This window comes from Caulobacter sp. GW821-FHT10A06 (genome assembly GCF_059415805.1).
Window position 1 is genome coordinate 136239 of record NZ_JBWKNY010000008.1, and the last position, 14692, is coordinate 150930.

Sequence of the window (14692 nt, forward strand, 5' to 3'; positions counted from 1 at the left end):
CTGAATGGCTAAGTCTCGGCTAACAGCGCGAGCATTGCTCTCCGAAACGGGTTTGCTCCCCCATCCATTCCCTTCGGCCGCTAAAAGCACTAGAGAAGCCGACCCGATCCTTCAGACATTGCGACATCCCCCTTGCGACTGCCCCAGGCCCGTCTCGACCAGGTTCTCGACCGTTTCCGCGAAGTGGAGGCGCGCATGGGCGCGGCCACCGACGGAACCGAGATCGTCAAGCTCTCCAAGGAGCACGCCGAGCTGCGCCCGGTCGCCGAGGCCGTCGAGCGCCTGGCCAAGCTCAGCGCCGAGCGCGCCGAGCTGGACGTCATGGCCGCCGATCCCGAGATGGCCGACATGGTCAAGGACGAGATCCAGGCCCTGGACGAGAAGCTGCCGATCCTCGAGCACGACCTCGCTTTGATGCTGGCCCCCAAGGACAAGGACGAGAACGCCTCGGCCATCCTGGAAGTCCGCGCCGGCACCGGCGGCGACGAAGCGGCTCTCTTCGCCGGCGACCTCTTCCGCATGTACCAGCGCTACGCCACCCTGCAGGGCTGGCGCGTCGAGATCGACAGCATCTCGGAAGGCGAAATGGGCGGCTTCAAGGAAATCGTCGCCTCGATCACCGGCGACGGCGTGTTCGGACGCCTGAAATTCGAAAGCGGCGTGCACCGCGTGCAGCGCGTGCCGGCCACCGAGGCCCAAGGCCGCATCCACACCTCGGCCGCCACGGTCGCGGTGCTGCCGGAAGCCGAAGACGTCGAGATCGAGATCAAGGAAAGCGACCTGCGGATCGACACCTACCGCTCGTCGGGCGCGGGCGGTCAGCACGTCAACAAGACCGACTCGGCCGTGCGCATCACCCACTTGCCCACCGGCGTGGTCGTGACCTCCTCGGAAAAGTCGCAGCACCAGAACCGCGCCCGGGCCATGAAGAACCTGAAGGCGCGCCTCTACGACATGCAGCGCGAAGCTCTCGACAGCGCCCGCTCCGAAGCCCGCAAGAGCCAGGTCGGCAGCGGCGATCGCTCGGAACGCATCCGCACCTACAACTTCCCGCAGGGCCGGGTGACCGACCACCGGATCAACCTGACCCTCTACAACCTGGCCCGGATCATCGAGGGCGACAGCCTGGACGACGTGATCAACCCGCTGATCGCCGAGGACCAGGCCGAGCGCCTGGCCAGCCTGGAAGAGAGCTTCAGCTAGTGGCCTTCACCCGGACCTATGACGAGGGCGAGCCCCAGCGGGTCAACAAGTGGCTGGCCCAGAGCGGCGTGTGCTCGCGCCGCGAGGCCGAGCAGTTGATCAGCGACGGCCTGGTCTCGATCGACGGCGAAGTGGTCGAGGACGTGGGTCGCAAGATCCTGCCCGGCCAGACCCTGGTGCTGGCCGACCGCGCCACCGCCAAGCTGGACGCCGCCGTCACCTACATGATCCACAAGCCGGTCGGCATCGTCTCGGCCCAGCCCGACCCCGGCCAGGTGCCCGCCGCCCGCCTGCTGACCCGTCAGAACCAGTGGGGCAACGCCCCTGCCCCGATCCCGCAATCGGGCGACCTGCTGCCGCCGGTGGGCCGCCTGGACAAGGACTCGCGCGGGCTGCTCCTGCTGTCGAGCGACGGCGTCGTGGCCAAGGCCGTGATCGGCCCGCAGTCGGACCTCGAGAAAGAATACCGGGTCGCGGTCATGGGCGACCTGACCGAAGAGAAGATCGAGCTCCTGCGTTTCGGCCTGGAGCTGGACGGGAGAGAGCTCCGCCCGGCCGAGGTCGAGGTCATCTCCGACCAGCGCCTGCGCATCGTCCTGCGCGAAGGCCGCAACCGCCAGATCCGCCGCATGTGCGAGTTGGTCGAGCTGAAGGTCGTGGACCTGTTCCGGGTGAGGATCGGGCCGCTGGACATGGACGATATGCCCGAGGGCCGTTGGCGTCCGCTGACGGCGGCGGAGCGCGCGGCGTTGATCGCGGGGTAGACTTGCCTAGGCCCAGGGCAGGTTGAATTCAGCCGCCAGCGTCGGCGCGTTAAGCCGTTCCGCGGACCGCCGCTCGACCGCTTGCGCCTCGTCGCTATCGGAGATCGTCACGAACAACGTCACGCCTTCAAGCGCCTGCGCCCGCTCGGCCCGCAGATGGGCCAGCGCATCGATCATCGCGTCGATCAGGCGGTCGAAGTAGGCGCTGAAGTCCGCGCCAGAGTCGCCGCTCGCCGCGGTGAACTCGCGATTGATGTCCGCGAAATGGCCATTGCCGGAACTCTCGTACCGCCACTCGGCCGGAGCCCAGCGCAGATAGGCCGCGTAATCCGACGTCATGTCCTCGACTTCGGCCTCTGCGGCGTGTTTCGCGGCATAACCCTCCTCGGTATTGGCGCAGAACCCGACGCTCATGCCGTCATCCGCCGTCTGCAGACAGATCGCGTAGAGGCGCTGCTCGTCGCGCAAGGACGCCAACCCGTCGAACGCCGCGATCGTCGCCACGCGAAGCTTCTCTGCTCTGACGCTCCAGTCCACGCCGGCTCCCTTTCGATCCTGACCAAGCTAGCACCCAGACCCCGCCCAGCAAGCGGACCTTGGCGGCATCCGCTATGGGGGGTGAGCGGACGGCGTCGCCGTCGACGCGCTATTGAGACGGCTGGCGCGCGCCAGATTTGGCGTTACATTATAACAATGAGCCAATCCCAGCCCCCCGCCCCGACCAACTTCTTCAACCAAGAGATGGCCGACGCCTATGATCGGCGGAACAGCGCCCTCGCCCCCATCTCCGACAATCTGCATTTCCTGATGCGCCTGGTCCTGGCGGACTTGCCCGCCGAGGCGCGGGTGCTGTGCGTCGGCGTGGGAACCGGCGCCGAGATCCTGTCCTTGGCCAAGGCCTATCCGGGCTGGTCGTTCGTCGGCGTCGATCCGTCCGAGGAGATGCTGGCCGTCGGGCGACACCGGCTCGAACAGGCCGGGGTGCTGGAGCGTTGCGAGCTGCTTCAGGGCTACGTCCAGGATGCTCCCAGCGACGGCTTCGACGCCGTGGTCAGCCTTCTGGTCGCGCACTTCATCAAACGCGAGGACCGAGCCGCCTTCTACACCGCCATCCATGATCGCCTGAAACCCGACGGCCGCTTCGTCAGCGCCGAGATCAGCGGCGACCTGGACGCGCCGGAATTCCCGCGGATGCTGGAGGACTGGAAACAGGTCCAAACCCTGATGGGCGCGACGCCAGAGTCGCTGGCCAAGCTGGGCGGCATGATGCGGGACGTGTTGGGGGTGCTGCCCCCGGCGGAAACGGAAGCTCTGTGGCAGACCGCCGGCTTCCGGACGCCGATCCCCTTCTTCCAGGCCTTCATGATCCGCGGCTGGCACGCGGCGAAGGCTTGATGGGCGGTCTTGGCATGGCCACGTTTTAATTGGCCGTCCCAACCGAGCCCCGATAGACCACGAACAGTTGAGTCGGTTGGGGAGAGACGCGTGCCGAGAGTTTATTGGGGTCTGTCAGGTGTGCTTCTCGCCGCGCTCAGCGCGTTTGCGACCAGCACGGTCGCCCAGGAGGCGACGCCCTCGCCCTTCCCTTCACGCCTCGCCCAGGCGATCACCCCTCTGGACGTCAAGCCGGAGGGTCTGTCGGGCGCGGGCGCGCTCGTCCTGTCCAAGGCCATAGCCGACAGCCGCTACGTCCTGATCGGCGAGAGTCACCACAGCCGCGAGATCCCGGCCCTCACCACCCAGATCTGCCGCCTGATGGCGCCCTCCGGCCTGACCGCCATGGCCATCGAGACCGGCCCCGAAGCGGCGCGCGTCGTCGATTCCGTCATGCGATCGAAAGACCCCGAAGCTCGGATCGACGATTTCGTACGCGCGCATCCGGACAGCATCGCCTTCTTCAACGGACGCGATGAAGTCCGGATGGCCGGCGATTGCGCCGCCGCCGCCGGACCGAAGTTCAAGCTCTGGGGCCTGGACCAGGAGTTCCTGGGATCCAGCGGCCATCTGCTTGAGGCAATGCTAGCCTCGAAGCCAGGGCCCCTCGCCCGGGCCGCCCTGACCGGTCTGGCCGCGCAGGACAAGAAGGCGACCGCCGCCGCGCTCGCATCGAGCTCGCCTTTCGACCTCTTCTTGCTCTCGGTCCCGCAGGATGATCTTGATAAAGCCGCCGCCGCGGTCGCGCGGGATGGCGGCGCGCGCGTCCGCCATCTGTTTGGCCTGCTGACGGAAAGCCGCGCCATCTATCAGGCGTCGAAGTCGGGCCAGGGCGACGCCAACGGACGCCGCGCGCGGCTGATGAAGCGCACCTTCGCCGCCCATCTCGCCGAAAATCCCGACGCGAGAGTCCTGATGAAGTTCGGCGCCTACCATGTCTACAAGTCGATTAATCCGCTCAATCAGCGCGACCTCGGCGCCTATGTGGCCGAGCGCGCCGAAGGCGAAGGCGTCTCGGCGTTGCACATCATGGTGCTCGGGGCCAAGGGCTCGGAGGGGGGTTATGGCGGCGTCGGGCGGCCCTCCGTCGTGCGCGCCTTCGACATGAAGGACGACAAGGACCCGGACTGGCGCAAAGACGCCGCGCTCGCGAAAGCGGCTGAGGCCGCGCCGGGATCGTGGATGCTGGTGGATCTGCGGACGCTCCGGACCAAGAGCGTGTTGGCGTCGGCGCCGCCGGAATGGCGTGACCTGGCGCTGGGCTACGACATCGCCATTCTGGCTCCGACACTCACCGCGTCCAGCGTGCTCGGCGTCGAGAAAACCGCGGCGCGTTGATCTCGCACTGAAAAGGGCGGCCGCCTCACGGCAGCCGCCCTCAGCTTTCCTTCGGCCAGGGCCGAGGGCTAGTTCAGGTCGATACGGTCGGCGTTCATGACCTTGGTCCAGGCGGCCACGAAGTCCTTCACGAACTTGCCTTGCGCGTCGGACGAGCCGTAGACCTCGGCGAAGGCCCGCAGTTCGGCGTGGGAGCCGAAGATCAGGTCGACGCGGCTGGCGGTCCAGCGGGGCTCGCTGCTCTTGCGATCATGGCCGGCGAAGGCGTTGACCGCCGTCGGGCTCCAGACGGCGCCCATGTCCAGCAGGTTGACGAAGAAGTCTGTCGTCAGCACGCCCGGGCGATCGGTGAACACCCCGGTCTTGGAGCCGCCGGTATTGGCGCCCAGCACCCGCAGGCCGCCGACCAGCACGGTCAGTTCCGGGGCCGACAGACCGAGCAGCTGAGCCCGGTCGACCAGCGCCTCTTCGGGCGCCATGAACTGGGTCCCGTCCTTGCGGTAGTTGCGGAAGCCGTCCGAGATCGGCTCCAGCGGCTCGAACGACTCCGCGTCGGTTTGCTCGGCCGAGGCGTCGGTGCGGCCCGGCGCGAACGGCACCTCAATCGGCGTGCCGGCGTCCTTAGCCGCCTTCTCGACCGCGGCCGAGCCGCCCAGCACGATCAGGTCGGCCAGCGAGACCTTCTTGCCGAAGTCCTTCTGGATGCCTTCCAGCGTCGACAGCACCTTGGCCAGCACCGGCGGGTCATTGACGGCCCAGTCCTTCTGCGGCGCCAGGCGGACGCGGGCGCCATTGGCGCCGCCGCGCTTGTCGGACTTGCGCCAAGTCGAGGCCGAGGCCCAGGCCGCCGAGACCAGCTCGGAAACCGACAGGCCCGAGGCCAGGATCTGGTCCTTCAGCGCCTTGACGTCATTGGCGTCGACCAGCGGGTGGTCGACGGCCGGCACCGGGTCCTGCCAGATCAGCGTCTCGGCCGGGACCAGCTTGCCCAGGTAACGACGCTTGTCGCCCATGTCGCGGTGGGTCAGCTTGAACCAGGCGCGGGCGAAGGCGTCGGCGAACTGGTCGGGGTTCTCGTAGAACCGGCGCGAGATCTTCTCGTATTCGGGGTCGAAGCGCAGGGCCAGGTCCGAGGTCAGCATGCGCGGGCGCTGCTTCTTGGAGGCGTCGAAGGCGTGCGGAATGTCCTCCGGCGCGTCCTTGGCTTCCCACTGCTGGGCGCCGCCGGGGCTCTTGGTCAGCTCGTATTCGAACTTGAAGAGGTTGTCGAAGAAGTGGTTGCTCCACCGCGTCGGCGTCTGGGTCCAGGTGACTTCCAGGCCCGAGGTGATGGCGTCGGCGCCCAGGCCGGTGCCGTGCTTGCTGGCCCAGCCCAGGCCGGCGGCTTCGATCTCGCCGCCTTCCGGCTCGGGGCCGACGAACGAGGGATCGCCCGCGCCGTGGGTCTTGCCAAAGGTGTGGCCGCCGGCGATCAGGGCGACGGTTTCCTCGTCGTTCATGGCCATGCGGGCGAAGGTGGCGCGGATGTCATGCGCCGAGGCCAGCGGGTCGGGATTGGCGTTCGGGCCTTCCGGATTGACGTAGATCAGGCCCATCTGCACCGCGCCCAGGGCCGGATGCAGCTGGCGCTCGCCGCTGTAGCGCTCATCGCCCAGCCACGAGCCCTCGGGACCCCAGTACAGTTCCTCGGGCTCCCACTGGTCGACGCGGCCGCCGGCGAAACCGAACGTCTTGAAGCCCATCGACTCCAGCGCGACGTTGCCGACCAACACATAGAGGTCGGCCCACGACAGCTTGGCGCCGTACTTCTGCTTGATCGGCCACAGCAGGCGGCGGGCCTTGTCCAGGTTGGCGTTGTCCGGCCAGCTGTTCAGCGGCGCGAAACGTTGTTGACCGCCACCGGCGCCGCCACGGCCGTCCGAGGTGCGGTAGGTGCCGGCGCTGTGCCAGGCCAGGCGGATGAACAGGCCGCCATAGTGACCGAAGTCGGCGGGCCACCACTCCTGGCTGTCGGTCTGCAGGGCGTGCAGGTCGGCGATCACCGCGTCCAGGTCCAGGCTCTTGAAGGCCTCGGCGTAGTCGAATGCCTCGCCCATCGGGTTGGAGCGCGGCGAGTGCTGGTTCAGCCCCTCCAGCCGCAGGTTCTGGGGCCACCAGTCGCGGTTGCCATGGCCGCCACGGCCGCGTCCCATCGGGCACTGGCCCTGAACGCTGTCTTCGACTTTCTTGTCCACGTCGTTTCCTCCGCTTTGGCTTGGTTCAACCCGGCGCCGTCCCCGACACGGAAGCCATCAGGACGCCCCAACCGGCGATAGGTAAAATTGATTGTTCCTATCGTCAGGATAGACTGAGCCATTGGCGATCAGAGCGCGGACAATGGAACTATCCGTACAGCCCCGCATCGCGCGCCACGCGAACGTAGACACCTGCCTACAGCCGGCTGAAATAATTGTAGGTACGTACCTTCAAAATCAAAAATGACAACGTTGGACAAAATCGGCTTGCCAGCCCATTTTTTGCGTTGTTAGCGTCGCTCCAAGGGACGGAACGCGACCGCCAAAAAGGCGGCGCGGAAACCAGGGGGACGCCATGACGCCGGCTGAATTGAGCGTAGCCTTTTTCCTGCAGATGTTCGTGATCGTTGCCGCGTGCCGCGCGTCCGGCTGGGTCATGAAGCGCTTCTTCGACCAGCCGCAGGTCATCGGCGAGATGATCGCCGGCATCATCCTGGGCCCGTCGCTGCTGGGCCTGCTGGCGCCGGATCTCCAACATCACCTGTTCCCCAAGGAGACCAAGTCGGTCCTGTTCGTCGGCGCCCAGCTGGGCGTTGGCCTCTACATGTTCCTGGTGGGCGTCGGCTTCCGCGCCGACCACTTCAAGGCCAACGCCAGGAGCGCGGTGACCGTCTCGCTGTCGGGCATGATCGCGCCGTTCCTGGTCGCCATCGCCCTGACGCCGTGGCTGATGGGCCTGAACCTGTTCGGTCACGGCGTGAGCCACGTCCAGGCCATGCTGTTCATGGGCGCGGCCATCTCGATCACCGCCTTCCCGGTGCTGGCCCGCATCATCCAGGAGCGCGGCCTGACCAAGACCCCGCTGGGCTCGCTGGCCCTGTCATCGGGGGCCATCGACGACGCCGGCGCCTGGACGGTGCTGGCCATCGTGCTGGCTAGCTTCGGCGGCGGTCCGGCCGTGGCCCTGAAGGCCGTGATCGGCGGCGGCCTGTTCGCGCTCTTCATGCTGACCGTCGGCCCCAAGCTGCTGGCGCCGCTGGGCCGCTGGGCCGAGCGCGAGGGCAAGATCACGCCGCCCCTGCTGGGCGTGGTCGTCATGCTGTTCATGCTCAGCGCCTGGGCCATGGACGCGGCCGGCCTGCACTCGGTGTTCGGCGGCTTCCTGCTGGGCGCGGCCATGCCGCGTGGCGTGCTGACCCGCGAACTGAAGAAGTCTCTCGAGCCGCTGACCGTGGCCCTGCTGGTGCCGATGTTCTTCACCTTCTCGGGCCTCAACACCCAGATGAACCTGCTCAACAGCTGGTCGCTGGCCGCCGTCGCCCTGGTCATCCTGGCCGGCTCGATCCTGGCCAAGGGCGGGGCCTGCTGGGCCGCCGCGCGCCTGACCGGCCAGGACAATGCCACGGCTCTCGGCATCGGCGCCCTGATGAACGCCCGCGGCCTGATGGAACTGATCATCATCAATATCGGCCTGCAGAAGGGCATCATCGGCCCGGCGCTGTTCTCGATGCTGGTGGTCATGGCCCTGGTCACGACGCTGATGACCTCGCCGCTGTTCGAGCAGGTCTATGGCAAGCAGGCCCGCGCGCGCGGCGAGCTGGGCGCGCTGAACGAAGACGAGGACGACGAGCTCGTCCCCGCCGGCGCCAAGGCATGATCCCCGCCCCGGCGCTGCCGCCCCTCGCGACCGACTTCCGGGACGTGCTGGCCCACCTCGCCAGCGGCGTCGCCATCGTCTCGTGCTGGGATGGCGACGCGCCTCGGGGCCTCTTGGTCAGCTCGATCACCGGGCTGTCGGTGGACCCGCCCCGCTTCCTGTTCTGCGTGCGCAAGGAAGCCGGCTGCCACGACATCTTCCTGCGCCGCCCTGCCCTGTCGATCGCCCTGCTGGGCGCGGCCGACAAGGACGAGGCGGTGCGGTTCGGCGGCCCGGTCCAGGCCCATGAGCGCTTCTGCCCCAGCCGCTGGGAGCTCAGAGCCGACGCACCGCCCACCTACCGCCAGGGCTTGGCCCAGGCCGCCTGCACGATCGACGAGATCGTCGAGGCCCAGACCCACTCGATCTTCATCGTCACGGCCAGCGACCATCGCCTGGACCCGGCCGCGCCGCTGATCGCCTGGAACCGCGCGCTGATCGCGGTCGACTAATCAAAACAAGAAAGTCCGCAGGGGAGTAACCGATGAGCGACAAGAACCCGAACGCCATCCAGAAGATCGTCATCGTCGGCGGCGGCTCGGCCGGCTGGATCTGCGCGGCCATGCTCAGCCACTTCTTCCGGGACGGGGACTGCGACATCGAGCTGATCGAGAGCGAGCAGATCGGCACGGTCGGCGTGGGCGAGTCGACCATCCCGCCCTTCCTGCAACTGATCTCCAGCCTGGGCCTGGACGAGCGCGAGTTCATCCAGGAGACGCAGGCCGCCTTCAAGCTGGCCATCCGCTTCGAGAACTGGCGCAAGAAGGACGAGGTCTATTACCACCCGTTCGGTCAGATCGGCGGCCCGATCGGCTCGCACGAGTTCTACCAGTGCTGGCTGCGGGCCAAGGCCAACGGCCACTCGTCGCAGCTGCAGGACTTCGCCCCGGCCACGGTGATGGCCGACCAGTGGAAGTTCATGCTGCCGGGTGCCCTGCAGGACACCATGCTGGCCGCCTCGCGCTACGCCCTGCACATCGACGCCAACCTGGTGGCCAAGTACCTGCGCAAGTTCTCCGAGGCGCGCGGCGTCAAGCGCGTCGAGGGCATTGTCGACCAGGTCGTCACCCGCAATGACGGCACGATCGAGAAGGTGATCCTGCAAAACGGCTACGAGGCCTCAGGCGAGCTGTTCATCGACTGCTCGGGCTTCCGCTCGATCCTGAACGGCAAGGCGATGGACACCCCGTTCCTGGACTGGTCCGACGTGCTGCTGAACGACCGCGCCATCACCGTCCAGACCGACAACATCCGCGAGCCGCATCCCTACACCCTGGCCGCGGCCCAGGACTTCGGCTGGCGCTGGCGCATCCCGCTGCAGCACCGGGCCGGCAACGGCTATGTCTTCTGCTCCAAATACATCAGCGACGACGAGGCCCGGCATGTGCTGCTGAGCCAGGTGGAAGGCGAGCCGATCACCGACACCTGGCTGGTGCCGTTCAAGACCGGCATGCGGACCAAACTTTGGAACAAGAACTGCGTGGCCATCGGCCTGGCCGGCGGCTTCATCGAGCCGCTAGAGTCGACGGCCCTGCACCTGATCTATCGCGGCATGGACTATCTGCTGCGGTTCTTCCCTGACCGGACCTTCGCCCCGGCCTTGCAGGCGGAATACAATCGCCGCATGGCCGCGGACTACGAAGAGATCCGCGACTTCATCGTGCTGCACTACCAGACCACCCAGCGCGACGACACGCCGTTCTGGCGCGAGTATCAGCAGGTCCAGCCGCCCCAGAGCCTGAAGGAGCGCATCGAGCTGTTCCGCGAGACCGGCACCCTGCGCGACGGCGTCGACGACATGTTCCGCGCCCCGTCGTGGCAGTCGGTGATGGAGGGCATGGGCATCCGGCCCAAGCGCTACCAGCAGCTGGTCGACACCACGCCCTATGAGGTGATCCGCCAGACCCTGGACCGCTCGGCTCCGATCGTGAAGGCCCAGGTGGCGACCCTGCCCGGCCATGGCGAGTTCCTGGCCCACCACTGCCCGGCCCCGCCGCCGCCTCCCCCGCCGGAGCACCGCCGGCCCAAGGTCGCGGCGACGGCCTAAGCTTTCAGATCGCGACAGGTCGGAAACGAACCCGGCCCTCGCGGCGCCACGAGCCAGCGGCATCCCTGTCGGACGACAACGACGGGGATGACCATGGCCGACCTTCATCGACGCGGACTGCTGGCCCTAGGCCTGGCGGCGGGGACGGGCGCTTCGGCGCAACCGAGCCTGCGGCCTGGTCCCAAGCTGACGCCGGCCGTCACCGAGGGTCCCTACTACCTGGCCGGCGCGCCGTTGCGGGCCGACATCGCCGAGGGCCTGCCCGGCGTGGCGGTCGAGCTGCGCTTCCACGTCTTCGACGAACTGGGCGCGCCGCTGCCGGGGGCGCGGGTCGATGTCTGGCACTGCGATGCGCAAGGCCGTTATTCCGGCGTGGACGCCCTACAGGCGCAGCGGTTCCTGCGTGGCGTGCAGCCGGTCGATGACGGCGGGGCGGCGACATTCCGGACGGTCTATCCGGGCTGGTACGAAGGCCGCACGACCCACATCCACTACAAGGTCTGGCTGGGCCAGCAGGCGCTGCTGACCTCGCAGGTCTTCCTGCCCGACGCCCTGAACGAGTTCCTTTATCTTCAGGCCGCCGACTATCGGCGCGGCCGCACGCGTGACACGCTCAACAGCACCGACGGCATCGCCCGGCAGGGCGGCGAGGCGACCTTCGCGGCTGTGGCCGAGGGCGAGGATCGCTACCGGGTCGATTTCGACGTCGTGGTCGACCGCAACGCCCGGCCGCGCGCGGAGGGGTTCATGGGACCGCCTCCGGGAGGCCCGCCGCCGGGCGATTTTGGCCGCCGTGAGAGCCTCACCGGCGAGGCGCGTGTAGCGGCGCTGTTACCTAAGACCTGACTCCCGCACAGCTTGATACATTGCCGTTACAGAGCCGCCCTAGTTGCACCGCAGCATTGGCGTTCTTTCCGACGGGTACGGAGAGACTGACATGCCTTACGACACCGCCAAGGATACCGAAGGCCGCCGCGCCAGCACGATCGACCTGCACGTCGGCACGCAGGTGCGGATGCGCCGCAAGGTGCTGGGCGTCACCCAGGACCAGCTGGCCGACAGCCTGGGCATCACCTTCCAGCAGGTGCAGAAATACGAGCGCGGCGAGAACCGGATTAGCGCGTCCAAGCTCTACCAGATCGCTGCGGTGCTGAAGACCGACATAGGCTTCTTCTTCGACGGCCTGCCCGATCCGGTCGAGACCGACGGCGAAGGCTGCGAGGCCGACCGCACGGTGCAGACCTTCCTGCACACATCGGAGGGGATGCAGCTGGCCGAACTGTTCCCGCGCATCGGCCCGAGCCGCGTGCGGCGACAGCTGGTGGATCTGGTGCGGGTGATGGCGGAGACTTAGCGGTCCGACACACTATCCGATCATCCCCGCGAAAGCGGGGACCCAAGCGGCATAAGCCACCAAACAACCGCCCCCCAAAGAATTCGCCTTCCTAGGCCTTGTGCCTAGGACCCATGGTTCGACCGGGCGCGGAACGCTTCGAGAAAGCGCTGCGACACAGCGGCGGCTGAACGCTGGGTCCTCGGCACAAGGCCTAGGAAGACAGGGTAGGTTTGAAACTCAGCTTGGATCCCCGCTTTCGCGGGGATGATCGGTGGGGGGTGTTACTCCGCCGCCAACGCCTTGGCGGCATCGGCCGCCTTCAGCTCAGCGGCCTTCTTCTCGACCAGCTCGACGATGTGGTCGACCATGCCGTCGTTGGACTGTTTGTGGTCGGGCTTGCCGGCCATGTAGACCATGCCGGCGCCGGCGCCGCCGCCGGTGAAGCCGATGTCCGTCATCAGGGCCTCGCCCGGGCCGTTGACGACGCAGCCGATGATCGACAGCGACATCGGCTGCGAGATATGGGCCAACCGCGCCTCGAGCGCTTCCACGGTCTTGATGACGTCATAGCCCTGCCGCGCGCACGACGGGCAGGCGATGATGTTGACGCCCCGGTGGCGCAGGCCCAGCGACTTGAGGATATCGAAGCCGACCTTGATCTCCTCGACGGGATCGGCGGCCAGCGACACGCGGATGGTGTCGCCGATGCCGGCCCACAGCATCGAGCCGATGCCGATCGAGGACTTCACCGTGCCGGTGCGCAGCGCCCCGGCCTCGGTCACGCCCAGGTGCAGCGGGCAGTCGATGGCCTCGGCCAGCTGGTAATAGGCCGCCACCGTCATGAACGGGTCGGACGCCTTCACCGAGATCTTGAACTCGTGGAAGTCGTGGTCCTGCAGGATGCGGGCGTGGTTGAGGGCGCTCTCGACCATCGCGTCGGGGCACGGCTCGCCGTACTTCTCCAGCAGTTCGCGCTCCAGCGAGCCGGCGTTCACGCCGATCCGCATCGAGCAGCCGTGGTCGCGGGCGGCCTGGATGACGTCACGCACGCGGTCGGGCGAACCGATATTGCCCGGATTGATCCGCAGGCAGGCCGCACCGGCCTGGGCTGCCTCGATGCCGCGCTTGTAGTGAAAGTGGATGTCGGCCACGAGCGGGACCTTGGCCTCGCGGGCGATGGTCTTGAACGCGGCCGTGCTGTCGACGTCGGGGCAGCTGACCCGGACGATGTCGGCGCCGGCCTCTTCCAGCTGACGGATCTGCTCCAGCGTCGCCTTGGCGTCGCTGGTCAGGGTGTTGGTCATCGACTGGACGGTGATCGGCGCGTCGCCGCCCACCTCGACATTGCCGACGCGGATCTTGCGCGATTGCCGGCGCGTGATCATGCGCCAGGGACGGACGTGCGTGTGGTCTGCGGCCATGGGGGTAATTTAGAGGGTGTTGAGGGCGGATAGAAGACCCGCCCTTCGCCCTTGCGAGAAAACTACTGCGGCCGAACCGGCGCAGCCGGCTTCGGCGCGACGGGAGCCGTCGCCACCGGGGCAGGCGCCGCCGGGACCAGCTTCGCCACCGCCGTCTGGTTCGAGGTCAGCCGCCCCGTCAGACGCCCGTTGAAATAGACGTCGAACAGGTTCGGCTCGACCACGTCCAGGATCAAACCCGGCGTGTTCGGGGCGCGATAGGCGTCGCCGGTCGAGAGCCAGCGGGTCATGTGGATCGTGCCGTCGGCGCGGCGCACGGTCAGGGCGCCGGCCTTGCGGGCCTGGATCAGGACGCCCGAGGCTTCGGCCGGCGAGGCGCCCAGCATCTGGCCCTTGGGCTTGAACTGCGAGCCGACCACGAACTGGTTGGCCGGATCCACGACACCGGCCTTGGCGTCGGCCTCGGCGCGGGCCTTGGCGGCGATCTTGGCGGCGTCGACCGAACCGCCGTTGGCGGCGGCGTCGTCCAGGCCGGGGGTCTTGTAGGGCTCGGGCGTGGTGCTTTCGACCGGGGCCGGCAGCGGCGCGCCCAGGGCGACCTGGTTGTTGCCGGCGTGGGCCTGGACCTGGGTCGAGGCGGCGGCCGGGGCCACCTGGGCCGGCGGCTCTTCCTTGGTGATGGCGCGCTGGGCGACATTCCACAGCAGGATGGCGCCGACCACCAGCAGGCCGCCGGCGAAGATCAGGGCCAGGCGCGGGTCACGCTCGCGGCGCACGCCGACGGGGGCGCGCAGCTCGGCGGCGTCGTTGTCGGGCGCATCGTTCTTGAAGCGGGCCACGGCGGCCTCGGCGTCCAGGCCCAACAGGCCGGCATAGGCGCGGACATAGCCGATGGTGAACGGGCGCGAGGGCAGGTCGTCGAAGCGCAGGTCTTCCAGCGCCTCGATATAGCTCTGGCGGATACGGGTGGCGTCGGCGACGTCCTGGGTGTTGAGGCCGCGGAACTCGCGCGCCGCCTTCAGGGCCATGCCCACGTCGGCGCCCTCATCGATCGACGGATGATGGACGGCGACCGGCGTATCATCCGCATCGGCGTCGGCGACAAGGTGCAGACGTCTCACGTTGCCCGTATCCAGCGGCATGACTTGACTATACGCCCCCAAAATCGCGCCGCGCGCGAAGCGCGACGCACTCCCCCACCCCGTATCGCACGGAGGTC

Annotated in this window: 13 protein-coding genes; 9 read left to right on the top strand and 4 right to left on the bottom strand. The window is 67.8% G+C overall.

All coding sequences use genetic code 11. The features are described 5' to 3' along the window. Window positions 1-132: 132 nt before the first annotated feature. Together prfA and AC07NF_RS23315 are read left to right on the top strand one after the other, a co-directional pair. Window positions 133-1203: a peptide chain release factor 1 gene (gene prfA, locus AC07NF_RS23310; protein ID WP_492813229.1), complete on the top strand. Its 1071-nt coding sequence runs from the start codon at window positions 133-135 to the stop codon at window positions 1201-1203. Then, window positions 1203-1967, top strand: a complete 765-nt coding sequence (locus AC07NF_RS23315) for a pseudouridine synthase (protein ID WP_494633044.1) — start codon at window positions 1203-1205, stop codon at window positions 1965-1967. The genes prfA and AC07NF_RS23315 overlap by 1 nt, the downstream gene beginning before the upstream one ends. Before the next feature lie 6 nt (window positions 1968-1973). Here AC07NF_RS23315 and AC07NF_RS23320 read toward each other — a convergent pair whose 3' ends face one another. Continuing rightward, window positions 1974-2471: a DUF4303 domain-containing protein gene (locus AC07NF_RS23320; protein WP_494633046.1), complete on the bottom strand. Its 498-nt coding sequence runs from the start codon at window positions 2469-2471 to the stop codon at window positions 1974-1976. A 189-nt stretch (window positions 2472-2660) separates the two neighbouring features. Between AC07NF_RS23320 and AC07NF_RS23325 the strand changes: the two genes are divergently transcribed. Together AC07NF_RS23325 and AC07NF_RS23330 are read left to right on the top strand one after the other, a co-directional pair. Continuing rightward, entirely contained in the window at window positions 2661-3362 is a 702-nt protein-coding gene (locus AC07NF_RS23325) for a class I SAM-dependent methyltransferase (RefSeq protein ID WP_494633049.1), read from the top strand. Between the two features lie 120 nt (window positions 3363-3482). Further along, window positions 3483-4739, top strand: coding sequence for a TraB/GumN family protein (locus AC07NF_RS23330; protein WP_494655334.1), 1257 nt, complete (start codon window positions 3483-3485; stop codon window positions 4737-4739). Window positions 4740-4807: 68 nt separating this feature from the next. On the opposite strand, the gene katG is transcribed toward AC07NF_RS23330, so the two are convergent. Further along, a complete protein-coding gene (katG, locus tag AC07NF_RS23335) occupies window positions 4808-6973 on the bottom strand; it encodes a catalase/peroxidase HPI (RefSeq protein ID WP_494633055.1) in 2166 nt (721 codons plus the stop codon). A 355-nt stretch (window positions 6974-7328) separates the two neighbouring features. Between katG and AC07NF_RS23340 the strand changes: the two genes are divergently transcribed. The 5 genes from AC07NF_RS23340 (at window position 7329) to AC07NF_RS23360 (ending at window position 12070) form a co-directional block, all read left to right on the top strand. Continuing rightward, window positions 7329-8630: a cation:proton antiporter gene (locus tag AC07NF_RS23340; RefSeq protein WP_494633057.1), complete on the top strand. Its 1302-nt coding sequence runs from the start codon at window positions 7329-7331 to the stop codon at window positions 8628-8630. After that, the gene (locus AC07NF_RS23345; protein ID WP_494633059.1) at window positions 8627-9121 is read left to right on the top strand and encodes a flavin reductase family protein; all 495 of its coding nucleotides are present in this window, start codon (window positions 8627-8629) and stop codon (window positions 9119-9121) included. The genes AC07NF_RS23340 and AC07NF_RS23345 overlap by 4 nt, the downstream gene beginning before the upstream one ends. Window positions 9122-9153: 32 nt before the next feature. Then, a complete protein-coding gene (locus AC07NF_RS23350; protein ID WP_494633062.1) occupies window positions 9154-10716 on the top strand; it encodes a tryptophan halogenase family protein in 1563 nt (520 codons plus the stop codon). A 93-nt stretch (window positions 10717-10809) separates the two neighbouring features. Further along, window positions 10810-11562: a dioxygenase family protein gene (locus AC07NF_RS23355; protein ID WP_494633064.1), complete on the top strand. Its 753-nt coding sequence runs from the start codon at window positions 10810-10812 to the stop codon at window positions 11560-11562. Between the two features lie 91 nt (window positions 11563-11653). After that, the gene (locus tag AC07NF_RS23360; RefSeq protein ID WP_494633069.1) at window positions 11654-12070 is read left to right on the top strand and encodes a helix-turn-helix domain-containing protein; all 417 of its coding nucleotides are present in this window, start codon (window positions 11654-11656) and stop codon (window positions 12068-12070) included. Window positions 12071-12333: 263 nt separating this feature from the next. Here AC07NF_RS23360 and ispG read toward each other — a convergent pair whose 3' ends face one another. Further along, window positions 12334-13473 (bottom strand): flavodoxin-dependent (E)-4-hydroxy-3-methylbut-2-enyl-diphosphate synthase, encoded by a 1140-nt coding sequence (gene ispG, locus AC07NF_RS23365; RefSeq protein WP_494633071.1) that lies wholly within the window; start codon window positions 13471-13473, stop codon window positions 12334-12336. Window positions 13474-13535: 62 nt separating this feature from the next. After that, entirely contained in the window at window positions 13536-14615 is a 1080-nt protein-coding gene (locus AC07NF_RS23370; protein ID WP_494633075.1) for a helix-turn-helix domain-containing protein, read from the bottom strand. Window positions 14616-14692 lie beyond the last annotated feature (77 nt).